The 15,998-nt window shown below is 72.1% G+C and carries 12 protein-coding genes; 5 read left to right on the top strand and 7 right to left on the bottom strand.

The window, feature by feature from the left end; all coding sequences use genetic code 11:
* Window positions 1–86 precede the first annotated feature (86 nt).
* From AW273_RS26320 to AW273_RS26310, 3 genes are all read left to right on the top strand, one after another.
* Entirely contained in the window at window positions 87–2,678 is a 2,592-nt protein-coding gene (locus tag AW273_RS26320) for an ATP-binding protein (protein WP_062353489.1), read from the top strand.
* 66 nt (window positions 2,679–2,744) lie between these two features.
* Window positions 2,745–3,551, top strand: coding sequence for a tyrosine-protein phosphatase (locus AW273_RS26315; RefSeq protein ID WP_062353486.1), 807 nt, complete (start codon window positions 2,745–2,747; stop codon window positions 3,549–3,551).
* A 69-nt stretch (window positions 3,552–3,620) separates the two neighbouring features.
* Window positions 3,621–4,169, top strand: a complete 549-nt coding sequence (locus tag AW273_RS26310; protein ID WP_062353483.1) for a hypothetical protein — start codon at window positions 3,621–3,623, stop codon at window positions 4,167–4,169.
* On the opposite strand, the gene AW273_RS26305 is transcribed toward AW273_RS26310, so the two are convergent.
* Entirely contained in the window at window positions 4,156–5,166 is a 1,011-nt protein-coding gene (locus tag AW273_RS26305) for a Gfo/Idh/MocA family oxidoreductase (RefSeq protein WP_062353480.1), read from the bottom strand. The genes AW273_RS26310 and AW273_RS26305 overlap by 14 nt on opposite strands.
* Complete coding sequence (locus AW273_RS26300; RefSeq protein WP_062353477.1) at window positions 5,159–6,058, bottom strand: proteasome assembly chaperone family protein; 900 nt, start codon at window positions 6,056–6,058, stop codon at window positions 5,159–5,161. The genes AW273_RS26305 and AW273_RS26300 overlap by 8 nt, the downstream gene beginning before the upstream one ends.
* 102 nt (window positions 6,059–6,160) lie before the next feature.
* On the opposite strand from AW273_RS26300, the gene AW273_RS26295 reads away from it, so the two are divergent.
* Window positions 6,161–6,547, top strand: a complete 387-nt coding sequence (locus tag AW273_RS26295; protein ID WP_062353474.1) for an ankyrin repeat domain-containing protein — start codon at window positions 6,161–6,163, stop codon at window positions 6,545–6,547.
* Here AW273_RS26295 and AW273_RS26290 read toward each other — a convergent pair.
* Window positions 6,544–8,652 carry an ATP-binding protein gene (locus AW273_RS26290; RefSeq protein WP_062353471.1) on the bottom strand — a complete coding sequence of 703 codons (2,109 nt, stop codon included), beginning with the start codon at window positions 8,650–8,652 and terminating at the stop codon, window positions 6,544–6,546. The genes AW273_RS26295 and AW273_RS26290 overlap by 4 nt on opposite strands.
* A 126-nt stretch (window positions 8,653–8,778) precedes the next feature.
* On the opposite strand from AW273_RS26290, the gene AW273_RS38130 reads away from it, so the two are divergent.
* Window positions 8,779–8,943: a hypothetical protein gene (locus tag AW273_RS38130; protein ID WP_169806296.1), complete on the top strand. Its 165-nt coding sequence runs from the start codon at window positions 8,779–8,781 to the stop codon at window positions 8,941–8,943.
* A 57-nt stretch (window positions 8,944–9,000) separates the two neighbouring features.
* On the opposite strand, the gene AW273_RS26285 is transcribed toward AW273_RS38130, so the two are convergent.
* The 4 genes from AW273_RS26285 to AW273_RS26270 form a co-directional block, all read right to left on the bottom strand.
* Window positions 9,001–10,110, bottom strand: a complete 1,110-nt coding sequence (locus tag AW273_RS26285) for a terpene synthase family protein (protein WP_157556158.1) — start codon at window positions 10,108–10,110, stop codon at window positions 9,001–9,003.
* Between the two features lie 189 nt (window positions 10,111–10,299).
* Window positions 10,300–11,142, bottom strand: a complete 843-nt coding sequence (locus tag AW273_RS26280) for an ABC transporter permease (RefSeq protein ID WP_062353466.1) — start codon at window positions 11,140–11,142, stop codon at window positions 10,300–10,302.
* Window positions 11,139–13,709, bottom strand: a complete 2,571-nt coding sequence (locus tag AW273_RS26275) for an alpha/beta fold hydrolase (protein ID WP_062353463.1) — start codon at window positions 13,707–13,709, stop codon at window positions 11,139–11,141. The genes AW273_RS26280 and AW273_RS26275 overlap by 4 nt, the downstream gene beginning before the upstream one ends.
* Window positions 13,706–15,997 carry a beta-glucosidase family protein gene (locus tag AW273_RS26270; protein ID WP_062353460.1) on the bottom strand — a complete coding sequence of 764 codons (2,292 nt, stop codon included), beginning with the start codon at window positions 15,995–15,997 and terminating at the stop codon, window positions 13,706–13,708. The genes AW273_RS26275 and AW273_RS26270 overlap by 4 nt, the downstream gene beginning before the upstream one ends.
* Between the last annotated feature and the right edge of the window lies 1 nt (window position 15,998).

The following is a 15,998-nucleotide window of genomic DNA, read 5'->3' as shown; positions in this document are numbered from 1 at the left end:
TAGCCCAGGAGACGGTTGGTTGCGGATGAATGGTGACAGGCGTGCTTGAATCCTGACTAGATCACTTTCGTGAGGGGACACCCAGGATGTCGGAAGCTCCCCGCGACGACGACGATCGCCTGCCGTCGACGCGCCGCTCGTCCGTCGCCGCCCCGGCCGCCGTCGGGGTCGTGGCCGCCGTCGCCAGCGCCATGGCGGCCGTCACCAACATCTGGGACCTCCCGGTCGTGGCCGGGATCGGCATCACCGGGGTGGCCGCCGTGCTCGCCGGGGTGCTCGCCTGGGCCACCGCCGACCCGTCCGGCCGCCGTGAGCGCAGGGCCAAACCGGGCGGCACGCCCATCCCGGCCGAGCTCCCGCCGGTCATCGCCCACTTCACCGGCCGCGCCGACCTCCTGGCCGAGCTGCGCGACCTGTTCGCCGGGCGCGACGGCGACTCCCCGATCGTGGCGTCCCTCTACGGACAGGGCGGCGTCGGCAAGTCGGCGCTGGCCTCCCGGTTCGCCCACGAGATGGTCGGCCGCCACCCCGACGGCCAGCTCTACTTCGACCTGCGCGGCGCCGACGGCGCGGTGCGGCCGGAGGAGGTGCTGATGGCCTTCCTGCGGGCGCTGGGCGCCCGCCTCACCACCGACGTCGGCAGCCTGCGGGAACTGCAGAAGCTCTGGTGGACGTGGACCACCGGCCGGCGCCTGCTGATCTTCCTCGACAACGCCCAGGACGGCGACCAGATCAAGGACCTGATCCCGACCGAGCCGCGCTGCGCCGTCATCGTCACCTCGCGCAAGTCGCTGATGCTGCGCAACACCTACGACGCGCAGGTGCAGGCGTTCACCGAGGCCCAGGGCGTCGAGCTGCTGGCCCGCCTGGCGGGCTCCGAGCGGGTGGCGGCCGACCTCGACGCCGCCCTCGGCATCGTCCGGGCCTGCGACCGGCTGCCGCTGGCCATCAGCATCTGCGGCGGCCGCCTGGCCACCCGGACCCACTGGTCCCTCTCCGACCTGTACGACCGCCTCGAAGACGAACGCCGCCGCCTCGACCAGCTCGAAGTGGGCCGGGAGATCGACAAGAGCGTCCGGGCCTCGGTGCAGCTCTCCTACGACGAGTGCACCGGCACCCAGCGCCGCCTGTTACGCCTGCTGGCCCGCTTCCCCGCCCCCGACGTGCCCGACTGGGTGGCCGGCGACCTGCTCGACGTCTCCGAGACCGACGGCGCCGACCAGATCGAGGCGCTCGTGGCCAGCCACCTCGCCGAGGTGACCGGCCGCGACCTGACCGGCCAGACCCGCTACCGCCTCCACGACCTGGTCCGCCTGTTCGCCCAGGAACAGCGCGCCGACCACGCCCCCGCCCGGCACGCCGCCATGGAACGCGTCCTGTACGGCTACCGCCGCCGCGCCGAGGCCGCCGCCGCCATCCGCTGGCCGCAGGACTGGAGCCCCCGCCCCGGTTCGCACCCCACCACCCGCCCGGCTGAGGAGATCACGTGGCCCCGCATCGAGGCCTCCGGCTCGGCCATCCGCGTCCTGAAGAGCCCCGAGGTCACCTCGGGCACCTGGTTCTCCGCCGAACGCCTGTCGCTGCTGTCGGCCGTGCAGACCGCCCAGGCCGAGGAGATGTGGGACCTGGCCTGGGGCATCGGCCGCGCCTTCTGCTCCCTGTGCCACTCGCTGCGGGCCTACTGGTCCGACTGGCAGGCCGTCGCCGACGTCATCTGCGACGCGGCCGAACGGATGGACGACCCCCGCGCCCTCGGCATCGCCCTGCTCGAACGCGCGGCCGTCGCCGGGGGAGTGGGGCGCGGCGAGGAGGCGCTGAAGGACGCCCAGCGCGCTCTCGACCTGCTGACCGAGCAGAACGAGGCCTGGTGGGCGGCCCGCGCCATGCGCGCGGTCGGCATGACCCTGTTCACCAGCGGCCACCTCGACCGGGGCCAGGAGTACCTGATCGGCGCCATCACCGCCTTCAAGGCGGGGGGAGACGGCTGGTGGACCGCCCGCACCCAGCGCAACCTGGCCGAACTCCGCCTGGCCCAGCGGGGCTACACCGAGGCCCGGGAACTGCTGGAGGAGGCGCTCGGCACCTTCCAGCGGGCCGGCAACCGCTACTCCGAGGCGCAGACCCAGCGGGCCCTGGGCGAGGTGCTGGGCGCCGAGGCCCGGATGTTGCTGACCCGGGGCGACGTCCACGCGGCCGAACGCAATTTCGTGCTGGCCGGCAACGCGCTCGGGTTCGCCATCCGCTCCTTCCGGGACCGGGGCGAGGAGTGGGAGCAGGCCCGCAGCCTGCGCGCCGCCGGGGAGATCGGGGACCCCTCGAACATGCTCACCGAGCACGCCAACGTGCGCGACGCCAAGGAGATGCTGGCCAAACTGGGCGACTCCTGGGGCGTGGCCCGGTCGGAGGTCAGCGAGGGACGGGTGCTGGAACGCCTGGGCCGGGTCGACGAGGCGGTGGGCATGCTGCGGGGGGCCGTACACGACTTCGAGGCCCTCGGCGACCGGTGGTGGCAGGCGCGGTGCCTGCGCACGGAGGCCGAAGTGCTGATCCGGGCCGGCCGCCTGAGCGAGGCCTACGAGCCCGCCCGCCGGGCGCTGGACATCTACCTGCACCTGGGCAACGAGTCGGGCGCCCGCCGCGCCCAGGAGGCCCTCGACCAGGCCAGACCGCCCCGCTGATGGGGTACGGAAGGTTCATATAGGGGCCATGTGACTGACATTAGCTACCAGATAGGCTCATAAGTGATGAATGAGAATGGGCGTTGGATAGTTCTCGAAGGCGCGGTCAACGTCCGGGACCTGGGGGGCCTGCCGACCGTTGACGGCGGCGTCACCCGTTCCGGCCGGGTCCTGCGCGGCGACAACCTGCAGAGCCTGACTCCGGCCGACGTGAACCTGCTGGTGGCGGAGCTGAAGCTGCGCCACGTCATCGACCTGCGGTCGAACACCGAGGTCCGGCTGGAGGGCCCCGGCCCCCTCACCGGCGAGGCGGCCGTGGAGATCCACCACCACACGCTCTTCGCCGAGGGCGGCCTGTTCACCGACGCGGCCAGCGACGACCCCGACGAGGCCGAGATCGACGAGCGCGCCCTCCCGTGGGCCGACGCCGAGCGCCTCGACCCCGAACTGCGGGTCACCGGCCACTACTACGGCTACCTGCGCGACCGCCCCGACTCGGTGGTGGCCGCGCTCCGCGTGATGGCCCACGGCGACGGCGCCGCGCTGGTCCACTGCGCCGCCGGCAAGGACCGCACCGGCGTCCTGTGCGCCCTGGCCCAGGAGATCGCCGGAGTGACGAGGGAGGCCATCGTGGCCGACTACGTCGCCACCGGCGAACGCATCGCCGCCATCCTGGAACGCCTCCGGTCGAGCGACACCTACCGCGTCGACCTCGACTCCAAGCCCGCCGACAGCCACGTCCCGCGCGCGGAGTACATCGAGCACTTCCTGGACATCCTCGACACCCGCTACGGCGGCCCGATGGGCTGGCTCGCGGAGCACGCCTGGACCGGGGACGACACCGCCGCCCTGCGCGCCCGCCTCCGCGACTGACCGAACCTTCTTCCGTTACGGCTCCGCCTGGCCGGCCCCCCGACCAGGCGCGACCACTGTGGAGGCTTCGTGAACCTCAGGGGCCTTCGTCTCCCTGACCGGGTCCGCCGGTGGTTCGGCCTGCGACCGGTGCACGGTCCCCTGATCGAGCTGGCCGTGCGGTACCTCGCCGAAGCGGGCGCCGACGACGTCGACGACGCCCGCCCCTATCTCCGGGCGGCGATGATCCGGTGGCTGCCCGAATTCGAGCTCGACATCGAGCAGGCGGAGCGCGAGCACGACTCCATCGAGCCCGACTACCCGCTCTCCTATCGCGAATTCCTGCAGATTCTCTGGGACCGCCTCTGGCCGGCCATCGAGAACAGGGACGCGGCGACGCTCTCCCGGCTCTCCGGGCTCATCCTGGAGATCGCCGCCGAGAGCGCCGACGCCGACAGGACCTATCTCAGGGGACTGGTCGAGGAGATGATCCTCGACTCACTCGGCTTCTATTACGCCGAGATCCGCGAGGTGCTGCCCGAAGAACTCAGATCGGCGGCCGAAGAACACCATCGCCCGGCCAACGCGTATTCGCCGGCCCACGACCCGAACGGCCCGCTGTTCCCTAACTGGTCGTGATGACGCGACGTTCGTCGGCCGAGACCCGCGCCGCCCGCAGCACCGTCAGGGTCTCGGCCGCCGACTCCGGCGTCACCGGCGGTGGCCCCTCGCCCCACAGCGCCCGGACCACGCCCTCGTAGAAGGCCAGGTAGTTCCCCGGCTCGGTGGGTACCCGCTCGTCGCCGACGAAGCCCGGCTCGCCGTCGCCGAAGCCCGGTTCTGCGGGGCTGCGGCCCGCCCGCAGGCGGTCTTCCTGGGGGTCCATGCCCCACTTCACGTAGGCCGCCTCGGAGCCCAGCACACGGAACCTGGGGCCCAGGTCTGCGGCGACGGCGCTGACCCACAGGTGCGAGCGGGCGCCGTTCACGTGGGTCAGGGCGATGAAGCTGTCGTCGTCGGCCCGTACGCCCGCGCGCCGGATGTCGGCCTCGGCGTACACCGAGGCGACCGGACCGAGGAGCTGGAGGGCCTGGTCGACCAGGTGGCTGCCCAGGTCGTAGAGGAGGCCCGCGAGGTCTTCGGGGCCGCCCTGCTCGCGCCAGCCGCCCTTCGGGACCGGGCGCCAGCGCTCGAAGCGCGACTCGAAGCGGCGGATCTCGCCCAGGCGGGGGCGCAGGCGCTCGATCGTCAGGAAGTCGCCGTCCCAGCGGCGGTTCTGGAAGACCGTCAGCAGCAGGCCCCGCTCGCGGGCCAGCGCGGCCAGCTCCAGCGCCTCCTCGGCGGTGGCGGCCAGCGGCTTGTCGACCACGACGGGCAGCCCGGCCCGCAGCGCCTCGGCGGCGATCGGCACGTGGGTGCGGTTGGGCGAGGCGACCACGACGAGGTCGACCAGGGGATGAAGGTCGGCGGCGTGCCGGACCACGGCCACGCCGGGGCTCACCCGGGCGGCCTTCTCGGGGTCGCCCGTCACCACGGCGGCCAGCCGCAGGCCGGGGGTCGCGGCGATCAGCGGGGCGTGGAAGAACTCGCCGGCCGGGCCGTAGCCGACCAGCCCGACCTTGATCTCGTCAGCCATCCCGGTCGTCGCGCTCCGCCAGGAAGGCCTCGAACTGGGCGGCGAGCTCGTCGCCCGTCGGCATGGGCGTCGACTCGGCCAGCAGGTTGTCCTTGCCGGCGGTGAAGGCGTCGTACTGCTGCTCCAGGCCCGTGATGGCGCCCGACAACTCGGCGCTGGCCTGGATCTGCTCCTCGATCTCGGCGGTGGTCTTGTCGGCGGCGTCGCGGAGGGCGTCCATCGGGAAGACCAGGCCGGTGCCCCTCGTGATCGCCTCCAGGGCGGTCACCGCGGCCTGGGGGTACTCCGCCTGGGCCAGGTAGTGGGGGACGTGGATCGAGTAGCCGAGGGCGTCGTGGCCCTTGGAGCCCAGGCGCAGTTCGAGCAGGGCCGCCACGCTGCCGGGCACCTGGACCCGGCCGAACGGGCTCACCTGCCCGTTGATCAGGTCGGGGCGGCTGCCGTGGGCGGTCAGGCCGATCGGGCGGGTGTGCGGGACGCCCATCGGGATGCCGTGGATCGTCACCATCTTGCCGATGTTCAGCCGGGTCGCCAGCATGCCGATCGCCTCGGTGAACAGCTCCCACTCGCGGTCGGGCTCGGGGCCGGTGAGCAGCAGGAACGGGGTGCCGGTCAGGTCGTGGGCCAGGTGGAGCGACAACTCCGGCATGTCGGCCTCGACCCAGCGGTCGGTGTCGAAGACCATGATCGGGCGCCGCGAACGGTAGTCGATCAGGCGGTCGACGTCGAAGGTGGCCACGACCCGGTGGTCCAGCTCGGCCATCAGGTGCCCCAGAGCCAGCCGTCCGGCCCCGCCCGCGTCGACGAAGCCTTCGAAGTGGTAGAGCATCACCGGATCGGTCAGCTCGGGGACGTCACCGTCGAGCCGGTAGAGATCCGTCGGGTCGTACACGACTGGCAGCCTTTCTCACGGTCTGTTTCATCTACAGAACCTACGGCGAGGTGAATCGATTCCACGCCGTTTCGGGGACCCTACCGTTGGACAATAAGGCGCATGGAGCCGGATCCGGAACTCGTCGACTTCGCCACCCGACTGTTCGGCTACGCCCGCGCGGGGCAGACCGCCGAACTGGTCGCCTACGTCGACGCGGGCGTGCCGGCCGACCTGCACAACGAGAACGGCGACACCCTGCTCATGCTGGCCGCCTACCATGGCCACGCCGACACGGTCCGGGCCCTGCTCGACCGCGGCGCCGACCCCGGCCGGCCCAACGACAAGGGCCAGTCGCCCATGGCCGGGGCCGTGTTCAAGAAGAACCACGACGTGGTCAGGGCGCTGTTCGAGGCGGGCGCCGACCCCCACCAGGGGCGGCCGTCGGCCGCCGACACCGCGCGGATGTTCGGCGACACGACCGCCCTGGAGATCTTCGGAGAGGCCTAGAGCGACTCGGAGATCTCCAGCTCGCCGAGGGCCACCGCGATGGTGTCCTCCAGCGACAGGGCCTGCCCGGCGGTGAACAGGCGGTCGAACTCCTTGACGCCCAGGGTCTCGCGGCACTCCTTGATGGTGCGCTTGAAGTCGTCGCTCAGGAAGGGCGAGCCGAGCTGGGCCAGCCCCGAGGCCCGCCAGTTGTGCTCCGAGGCGCCCAGCAGGTAGGCCGCGTGGGCGACCTCGCCCGACGACGCGGCGTGGCGGGCCATCGTCTCCAGGCACAGCAGCACGCCCGGCACGTCGTGGAAGTGCCGCTTGATCCGCAGCGCCTCCCGGGCGCTGGTCTTGACCTGCTCGGGGCGGTCGGTCTCGATCTCGATCAGGGCCTGGATCCACACCGCGTAGGAGCGGATCCACAACTCGCCCCGCTCGTTGCAGATCTTCAGGCAGTCCTGGACGAGGGTCTCGGCCTCCGTGTAGTCGCCCTGGTAGGTGAGCACCAGCGCGAGCTCCGCCACCGCCGGGAGCAGGCCCGGGTTGAGCTCCCGGCCGCTCTTGTGGAACTCGATCGCCACGCCGAGCAGCGCGGTGGCCCGCTTGAAGTCGCCCTTCAGCATGGCGCTCGTGCCGAGCATCTTGGTCGCGAAGATCACCGCGCCCGAGTCGCCGACCTCCAGCGCCTCCGAGGAGCACTTCTCCGCCGCCTCGGTCGCGCCGTCGTGGTCGCCCTGCATGTTGCAGACGTACGCGAGCGTCCACAACGCCCGGCAGCGCTCCTTGCTGGCCTGCCGGGACAGGCCCAGGGCGCGTTCGAGGTAGTGGCGGCCCTCGCGCATGAAGCCGCAGGCCACCCACATGAACCACAACGACGACAGCAGTTCGAGGCCGATGCGGTGTTCGCTGTTGGTCGACAGGCAGTAGTCGACGGCCGTGCGGACGTTGTCGTGCTCCTGGCGCATCCGGACGAACCAGTGCACCTGGCGCGGGCCCGACCAGGCGTGCTCGCCGCGTTCGGCGAGCTGGAGGTAGTAGTCGCGGTGGCGGCGGCGCAGGTTGTCGGTCTCGCCGAGCTTGTCGAGCCACTCCTCGCCGTATTGGCGCAGGGTGTCGATCAGGCGGTAGCGCTGGCCCGACACGGTGTTGTAGCTGAGCAGCACCGACTTGTCGACCAGGCCGGTGATGACGTCCATGATGCGGTCGGGCGGCAGCGTGTCGCCGGCGCAGACGTAGCGCGCGGCGTCGAGCTCGAAGTCGCCCGCGAAGACCGACAGCCGCGCCCACAACAGGCGCTCGGGCGGCTCGCACAGTTCGTGGCTCCAGCCGATCGCGGCCCGGAGCGTCTGGTGGCGCGGTAACGCGGTGCGGGAGGCGCCCGCCAGCAGGGAGAACCGGTCGGTCAGCAGCCCGAGGATCTGGTCGACCGACAGGGCCCGCAGCCGGACCGCCGCCAGCTCGATCGCCAGCGGGATGCCGTCGAGCCGCACGCACAACTCGGCGACCGACGTGACGTTGTTCTCCTCGACGGTGAAGTCGGGCACCACGGCGGTGGCCCGCTGCCGGAACAGCTCCACGGCGTCGTTGTTGTAGGGGGACTCGGCCGGGTCGTCGCCCGGCACCGGCAGCGGCGGGATCGGGATGACCGACTCGCCGGCCGCGTTCAGCGACCGGCGGCTGGTGGCCAGCACCTTGAGGTTCGGGTTGCGGCCCTGCAGGTCTTCGATCAGCTCGGCGCACGCCTCGACCATGTGCTCGCACGTGTCGAGGATGAGCAGGACGGTGCGATCACCCAGCCAGTCGGCCAGGGAGTCGCCGCTGGTGCGGCTCGACTGGTCGGCCAGGCCGAGCGCGGTGCGGACGGTGTGGTGGAGCATCGACGGGTCCTGGAGGCGGGCCAGGTCGACGTACCAGATGCCGTCGTCGAACTGCGAGCGCAGCTGATGGGCGACGCGCAGGGCGGTGCGGGTCTTCCCGACACCGCCGATCCCGGTCACCGTGACCAGGCGCGACTGCTGGATGCGCTGTCTGATCTGGGTCAGGAGCCGCGACCGCCCGACGAAGCTGGTGAGCTCCGCGGGGAGATTGCCGTCTCTTCGCCAACCTGCTGGGGTCGCCATGCCGCCTCACGGGGGTGTCGCGTTCCGGCCTACACCTGCTTCGGCATCGTACCTTTGATGCGATTTGCCGGGGGGATCGTCGTGGAGATACCTGATCCGGCTCCCTGCTTCGCTAGGCTTGGAGCCATGTCTGAGCCGCAGCCCGATGAACTGCGCCCGGTCGACCTGTCCGACGACGGCCTGCCGGTGCTCCCTGACCAGACCATCGACGACACCGATCACGGGTGGGGCGAGTGGCGGGAGTCCGACGACGACGCCCGCCTGCTCGAAGACCGGCCGCCTCACTGGTAAAGCGAGACGCGCACGGCCGAAGGCCGGGTGTGGCTCGCGTTTCTGGAATCTGCCCAATCAGACAGAGCCCAGTTGGTCCCACCACCAGGTGATGGCGGGCAGCGGCAGCGGGTCGAGGCGGTCGTCGCTGGCCCGCTCCTTCCACGTGCCCGGCATGGCGACCGGGTCGGCCGCGGCGCGGTCGGTCGGGTTGCGCGGGTCCAGATAGCGGCCGGTGCTCATCGCCCAGGCCAGATAGCCCCTGATCCACTCGCCCAGGCCGTAGACGTAACGGTCCAGTTCGGGTGAGGCATCGGCGCGCACCTCGTCGCCGACCTTCAGGAACAGGGTCATCACCCGGTCGCGCATGCGCACCGCCTCGGCCGAGGCCTCCTCGACCGACCTGCCGCCCGAGGTCAGCACGCTGACCAGGTTCTGGATCTGCGGATAGCCGTAACGGTGCTGCCGGTACGACTCCTTGTTGAAGGAGATCAGGTCGTTGTCCCAGGCGATGATCGCGTTGGCCATCTCGGTGAGCGCCCGTACCCTCGAGTCGGCCATGTCGTCGGCGCTGACCTCGTAGCCGGCGCTGATGTCCACGAACATCACGCTGGCGCCGCACGCGCTGGCGTTCAGCCACATGGTCACGTAGTCGTCGACGGGCGGGATCCGTCCCTCCAGCCGGTTGGCCGTCTCCCAGATCAGCCCGAAGAGGTATTTGCGCTGCTCCTCGACCCAGCGGGCGAGCTGGACCGGGGTCGCGGTCCGCTCCATCCGTAACCGGATGTCGCGCAGGCCCTCGGCCCACGGGTCGTCGGTGAGGATCTTCGCGGTGGGCGCCTCGACGATGCGGGTCAGTTTGCTGACGAACTGCACGAACGCGTCGAGCGACATCTCGTGGACACGTTCGTCGCAGTACATGTCGTCGAATGTGAACAACCAGAAGACGTAGTCGGCCGCGAGACGGAGCCCTTCTCCGCGGCCGTGCGGAAGCGCCAGGGCGGCGCAGTGGCCGATGCGCTGGGCGGCGAGGTACTGCCGTTGTTCGGGGGAGCGGAAGAGGCCGAAGTCGTCCATCCATTTCACGGTGGCACGGTCCACGTCGTCGGCCTCGGGGGAGATGGCGTAGGGGAAGGGGCAGTAGAAGGAGGGGACATCCAACCGGGGCGACGAAACGACACTGGTCACGAGCAGGTCCTTCCGGTTCGTCTGGCCGGGCGCGACGAAAAGGGAACCGGCAATGGCACGGTCCCAGGGGCGCAGGAGGTTTCGGCCCGGTGCGTTGTGTGGGCGTGATTGCGCTTAATTAAAGCGTCCGAGCTTAATTGAGCCTTTTTGTCCCATCGATTCCTACACGAAATCGGAGACCTGTCAATGTCAGGAAACGACGTCCTTACGGCGGAACCGGCGGAACGCGAAGGCCAGCAGCACGGCGGCGTACGTGACCGCGATCGCGGTGCCCTTGATCATGCCACTGTAGTCGGGGACCGGCGCGAGGGCGTCGAGCCAGGCGGTGTTCCAGAAGGTCGGCAGGAATTCGCGCAGGCCGCCCAAGGCCTCCACCGCCTGCAGGATGGTGCTGACGATCACCAGGCCGACCGCGCCGCCGACCGCGCCCAGCGGTGAGTCGGTGCTCACCGAGAGCAGGAACGCCAGTGATGCGACGACCAGGTTGGTGACCATGGCGTACAGGATGACGATTCCGAATTTGGGCAGGACGTCGAGGGCCGCGATGACCTCGCCGGTGCCGGGCACCCGCACGTCGTTCCAGCCGAACGCCAGGGTGCCCGCCAGCACCGCCATCACCGGCACGACCGTGACGGCGGCGGCCGAATAGGCGAGGGCGACGATGAGCTTCTGGCGCAGCAGCCGGTCGCGGGGGATCGGCGCGGCCAGCAGGTAGCGCAGCGACGACCAGTTGGCCTCGCTGGCCACGGTGTCGCCGCAGAACAGCGCCACCGCGACCATCAGCAGGAAGCTCGCCGAGACCGACAGGGCGAACGCGGCGAAGTTCAGGCCTCCCTCCATGGCCAGGTCGGAGATCCGCAGGCCGGTGCCGCCCCGGTTGTTGTTCGGGCCGAACTGGAAGGCGATCACCAGGATCCACGGCAGCGCCGCGAGCAGCCCGAACATGACCATCGTGCGGCGGCGCCGGAACTGGCGGACGAACTCGACCCGCAGCGGGAGGGTGCGCCCGGGCGCGTAGCCGGTCGCGGTCATGCCTTTTCTCCGATCAGGTCGAGGAACACGTCCTCCAGGCGGGTGGAGCCGTTGAGTTCGCCCCGGCGGAGCAGTTCGGCGACCGGACCGGCCGACACCAGGCGGCCCCGGTGCATGACCACGGCGTGGCTGCACGTCTGCTCGACCTCGCCGAGCAGGTGGCTCGACACGATGACGGTCCGGCCCTCGGTGGCGTACGCCTTCAGCACCCGCCGCATCTCGGCGATCTGGGGCGGGTCGAGCCCGTTGGTGGGCTCGTCGAGCACGAGCAGGTCGGGCAGGCCCAGCATGGCCTGGGCGATGGCCAGGCGCTGCCGCATGCCCTGCGAGTAGGTGCGCACGGCGCGTTCGACGGCGGCGCCCAGACCGGCGATCTCCAGCGCCTCCTCCAGGTGGGCGTCGCCGGCCGGGCGGCCGGTGGCCTGCCAGTAGAGCGTGAGGTTGTCGCGGCCCGACAGGTGCGGCAGGAAGCCCGCGCCCTCGACGAAGGAGCCCAGCCGCGACAACACCGGCGAGCCCGGCACGACCTTCTCACCGAAGATGCGGATCTCGCCCCCGTCGGGGTGGATGAGGCCCATCATCATCCGCATCGTGGTCGTCTTGCCCGCGCCGTTGGGCCCGAGCAGGCCGAGCACCTGCCCCTTCTCGACCCGGAACGACAGGTCGTCGACGGCCTTGTGGCCGTTCTTGTAGCGCTTGGTCAGCCCGGTGATCTGCAGCGGCACCTCGGCCGGCGCGGGGTCGGGCGCGACGATGGCGCGGCGCGGCCGGCCGGTCAGCAGGATCGCCGCCGCCGCCAGGACCGACGCGAGCGGGAACGCCCACGTCCACCAGGCGGGGCCCCGCGCGGGCGCGGCCAGACCGGCGTCGACCGGCATCGTCAGCGTCGTGGAGGCCAGGCCGACCCTGTGCACGCTGGGTTGCGCCGGGAGAGCGTAGGCCATGTCGGTCGTGGTGATCGCCAGGCGCAGCACGTGGCCCGCCTCGACGCGCCGGTCGATGGCCGGGAGGGTGACCCTGACCGGCGTGCCGGTCGGGGTCGCGGTGACGCGCAGCGGCGCGGCCAGGCCGCCGGGGAGCACCGCGAGTTGTCCGGAGGCGGCGTCGTAGAGCTTGGCGAAGAGGGTGACCTCGCCCTCGCCGTACACCTTGATCTCGGCGGTGGGCGAACCGGTCACCGTGAGCGTGCGGTCGAGTGGACGGGTCTGGAAGACCGCGACCTGGCCCGGCAGGTCGAGCGAGGCGCCCGCCGGCCCGCCGCCTCCCGCGCCGCCGCCGAGCAGGCCGCTCAGGCCCGGCACCGAGGAGATGGCGGCGGGGCTGCCGCCGGGCGGCGTGGCCACCTCCTGGTCGGGGCCGAGCAGGTCGAGTTCGGTCGTCACGGTGCCGCCGAGGCCGGGGTAGGCCGCGCCCTCGGCATGCAGCAGGACGTTCTGCCGGGTGCCGGGGTCGCGGCCGCCGTCGCGCGAGACGGTGAACGCCCGGCCGGTGGCCGCGCCGTCCTTCTTGAGGTGGGCGTCGAACCAGTTGAGGGTCTGGGCGAAGACGAAGTCGGCCTCGGCGTCGCCGCCGTCGTGGCCCCCGGCGATCCAGGCGACCTCGACCGGGGCGCCGGTCGCGGCGATGGCCTTGGCGTTCAGGTCGGCGTGGCCGAGCGGGAACAACGAGTCGCGCTGCCCCTGGATGATCAGCGACGGCACCTTGATCCGGCCCTGCACCGAGACGGGGCTCGACCGGCGCAGCAGGTCGACGGCCTCGGGCGTGGCCTTCCCGGTGGCGGCGATCTGCTGGTAGACCGCGCAGATCGACGGCAGGAACCGCCCGCACTGCGCCTGCTCGGGGGTGACCCCGTCGGGGGCCGGCTGCCCGCCGGAGCCGCTCAGCAGCCGCGCCAGCCCGTCGGCCTGCGAGGCGGGGTTGAGCCCCGACCCGCCGGCGCTGAAGAAGATCCCGGCCCACATCTTCTTGAACACGCCCGTGGCCGGCCCGGCCCCCGACGCCTCGGGGAACAGGGCGTCGGCCAGGTCGTACCAGGTGATCGAGGGCACGATGGCGTCGACGCGGGGATCGTGGGCGGCGGTCATCAGGGCGATCGCGCCGCCGTAGGAGCCGCCCGCCATGCCGACGCGCGGGTCGCCGGCCGCGTCGAGCAGCACCTCGGGCTTCTTCGCCAGCCAGTCGATGAGCTGCCGGACGTCCTTGACCTCGTAGTCGGGCGAGTTGAGCGCGATCTCCCCGGTGGAGCGCCCGAACCCGCGCGCCGACCAGGTGAGCACCGCGTAGCCCTCCCGGGCGAGCTGCCCGGCCTGGTCACGGACGCTGTTCTTGCTGCCGCCGAACCCGTGCCCGAGCAGCACCGCCGGCGCCCTGCCGTCGCCCTCGGGCGGGAAGTAGGAGGCGTCGATCAGCACCTTCTGGTCGTCGGCCGGGCCGTCGACGACGGGGATGACCACGTCCTGCCCCTGGGGGAGCCCGTCGGAGGGCCAGGCGATCCAGATGATCCCGGCGACGGCCACGAGCACGGCGGCGAGCACGGCGAGGCCGCGCCGGCCCCCGCGAAACGTCATATCGCGATGCTATCGGCGCCGACTGAGAGTCCGCTGAGGACGCGATAGCGCCCGGGGACGGCCTGCCAGCCGTTCTCGGTCCAGACCTCCACCGCCCGCCGGGGGATCTCCACGCCGACCGAGACGGTCTCGCCCGGCTCCGCCTCGCACGTCGTGAAGGCCGCCAGCCAGCGGGCCGGGCGGTCGCCCGGGTCCTCGGGGGCCAGGTAGACCTGCACGACCTCGCGTCCGGGCCGGTCGCCGGTGTTGGTCAGGGTGACGGTCACCGTCATGCCGTCGACGGCGATCTCGTCGTACGACCACGTCGTGTAGCCGAGGCCGTGGCCGAACGGGAAGGCCGGGGCCGTGTCGTGGCGGTCCCAGGCGCGGTAGCCGATGAAGCGGCCCTCGTCGTAGGCGAGGACTCCGCCGGTGGGTGTGACGTTGGTCACGGGGCAGTCGCCGAGGGCGGCGGGCCAGGTGGTGGGGAGGCGGCCGCCGGGTTCGGCGGCGCCGGTGAGGACGTCGGCCAGGGCGTGGCCGCCCTCCTGGCCGGGGAACCAGGTCAGGAGGATCGCGGCGACCTCGTCGCGCCACGGCATCTCGACCGGTGACCCGGCGTTGACCACGACGACCGTGCGCGGGTTGGCCGCGGCGACCTTCGCGACGAGTTCGTCCTGGCGGCCGGGGAGCCGCAGCGACGTGCGGTCGAAGCCCTCGCTCTCCACCTCCTTCGAGGTGCCGACCACGACGACGGCCACGTCGGCCGCCGCGGCCGCCGCGACGGCCTCGGAGATCATCCGGCCCGTGGTGGGCCTCGGGGGGCGGTGGCAGAGGGAGAAGCCGACGAAGGGCTGGTAGGTGGGCGCGTGCGTGACGGTGTGGACCAGGCTGACGACGACCGGGCCGGGCAGGTCGGCGAGCACTTCGTGCTGCGGGGGGAGGAAGAACGCGGCCATGGGGTCGTCGCCGGTCGGGTGGACCACGCCGTCGAACAGCGTCCGGCCGTCGGCCTCCAGGGTGAACCGGCCGACGCCCTCGACGGCCAGGGTGTTCCAGCCGGGGGCCGCGTCGAGGACGCCGCTGATCTCGACGCTGTGCAGGTCCTCGTAGGGGACGGGGACGTCGCCGAGCCAGACGAGCGTGCCGTCGTGGAGCGGGAACTCGCCCAGGATCCGCCCGGCGGCGTCGCGCGCGGTCGCGGTGGCGGCCATCACGGCGGAGCCGATCCGGTCGCTCGCGTCCGCGCCCCGGCTGTAGGTCACCTCGACCCCGGCGGCGGTGAGGCCTTCGAGCGGTGAGACGGCGTGCTCGGGGAAGACCAGGGCGCTGCCGCCGCCGAGGATCCGGGCGTCGGCGGCCAGGCCGCCGATCAGCGCGACCTTCGCGGACGGCGCGAGCGGCAGCACGCCGTCGTTGGCGAGCAGGGTGGCCGACCGCGCCGCGACCTCCCGCGCGAGCGCGACCCCGTCGGGCGACTCCCGCCCGGACAGGTCGGCCCGGTCGAGGAGCGTCCGGAGCCTGGCCACCTTCCGGTCGAGGAGCTCCTCCGGTACGAGCCCGTCGCGCACCGCCCTGGCCAGCGGCTCGCCGTAGACGCTCCCCGGCCCCGGCATGGCCAGGTCGAGCCCGCCCAGCGCGCAGCCGACGGCGTCGCGGGCGGCCGTCCAGTCGGACATCACGACCCCGTCGAACCCCCACTCGCCGCGCAGCACGCCCTCGATCAGCCCGGCGTGCTCGCACATCGGCAGCCCGTTGACGCCGTTGTAGGCCGCCATCACCCCCCACGGCGCCGCCCTGCGCACCACCAGCTCGAAGGGGGCCAGGTAGAGCTCCCGGAGGGTGCGCTCGTCCACCCGGACGTCCACGGTCATCCGGTCGGTCTCGGAGTCGTTGGCCACGAAGTGCTTCAGCGTCACGCCGACCCCGCCCGACTGCACCCCGGTCACGTACGCCGCCCCGATCTCCCCTGTCAGCAGCGGGTCCTCCGAGAAGCACTCGAAGTGGCGTCCGCCCAAGGGGGTGCGGTGCAGGTTGACCGTCGGCGCGAGCAGCACGTGCACGCCCTTGCGGCGGCACTCGGCGGCCAGCAGTTCGCCCACGCGGCGGGCGAGGCCGACGTCCCACGTGGCGGCCAGGGCGGTCGGGGAGGGCAGCGCGACGGCCGGGTCGCCGGCGATCCACCGGGGGCCGCGCACCCCGATCGGGCCGTCGGAGGTCACCAGCGACGGCAGGCCGATCTCGGGCGCGGCGGGGAGCGTCCACATGTCCTGCCCGCCGAGAAGGGCGGCTTTGCGATCGAGGTCCATT

The sequence above is a fragment of the Herbidospora yilanensis genome (assembly GCF_001570565.1).
Lineage (GTDB): Bacteria > Actinomycetota > Actinomycetes > Streptosporangiales > Streptosporangiaceae > Herbidospora > Herbidospora yilanensis.
Note: the sequence above shows the minus strand (reverse complement) of the source record. Positions and strands in the feature narration are given on the sequence as shown.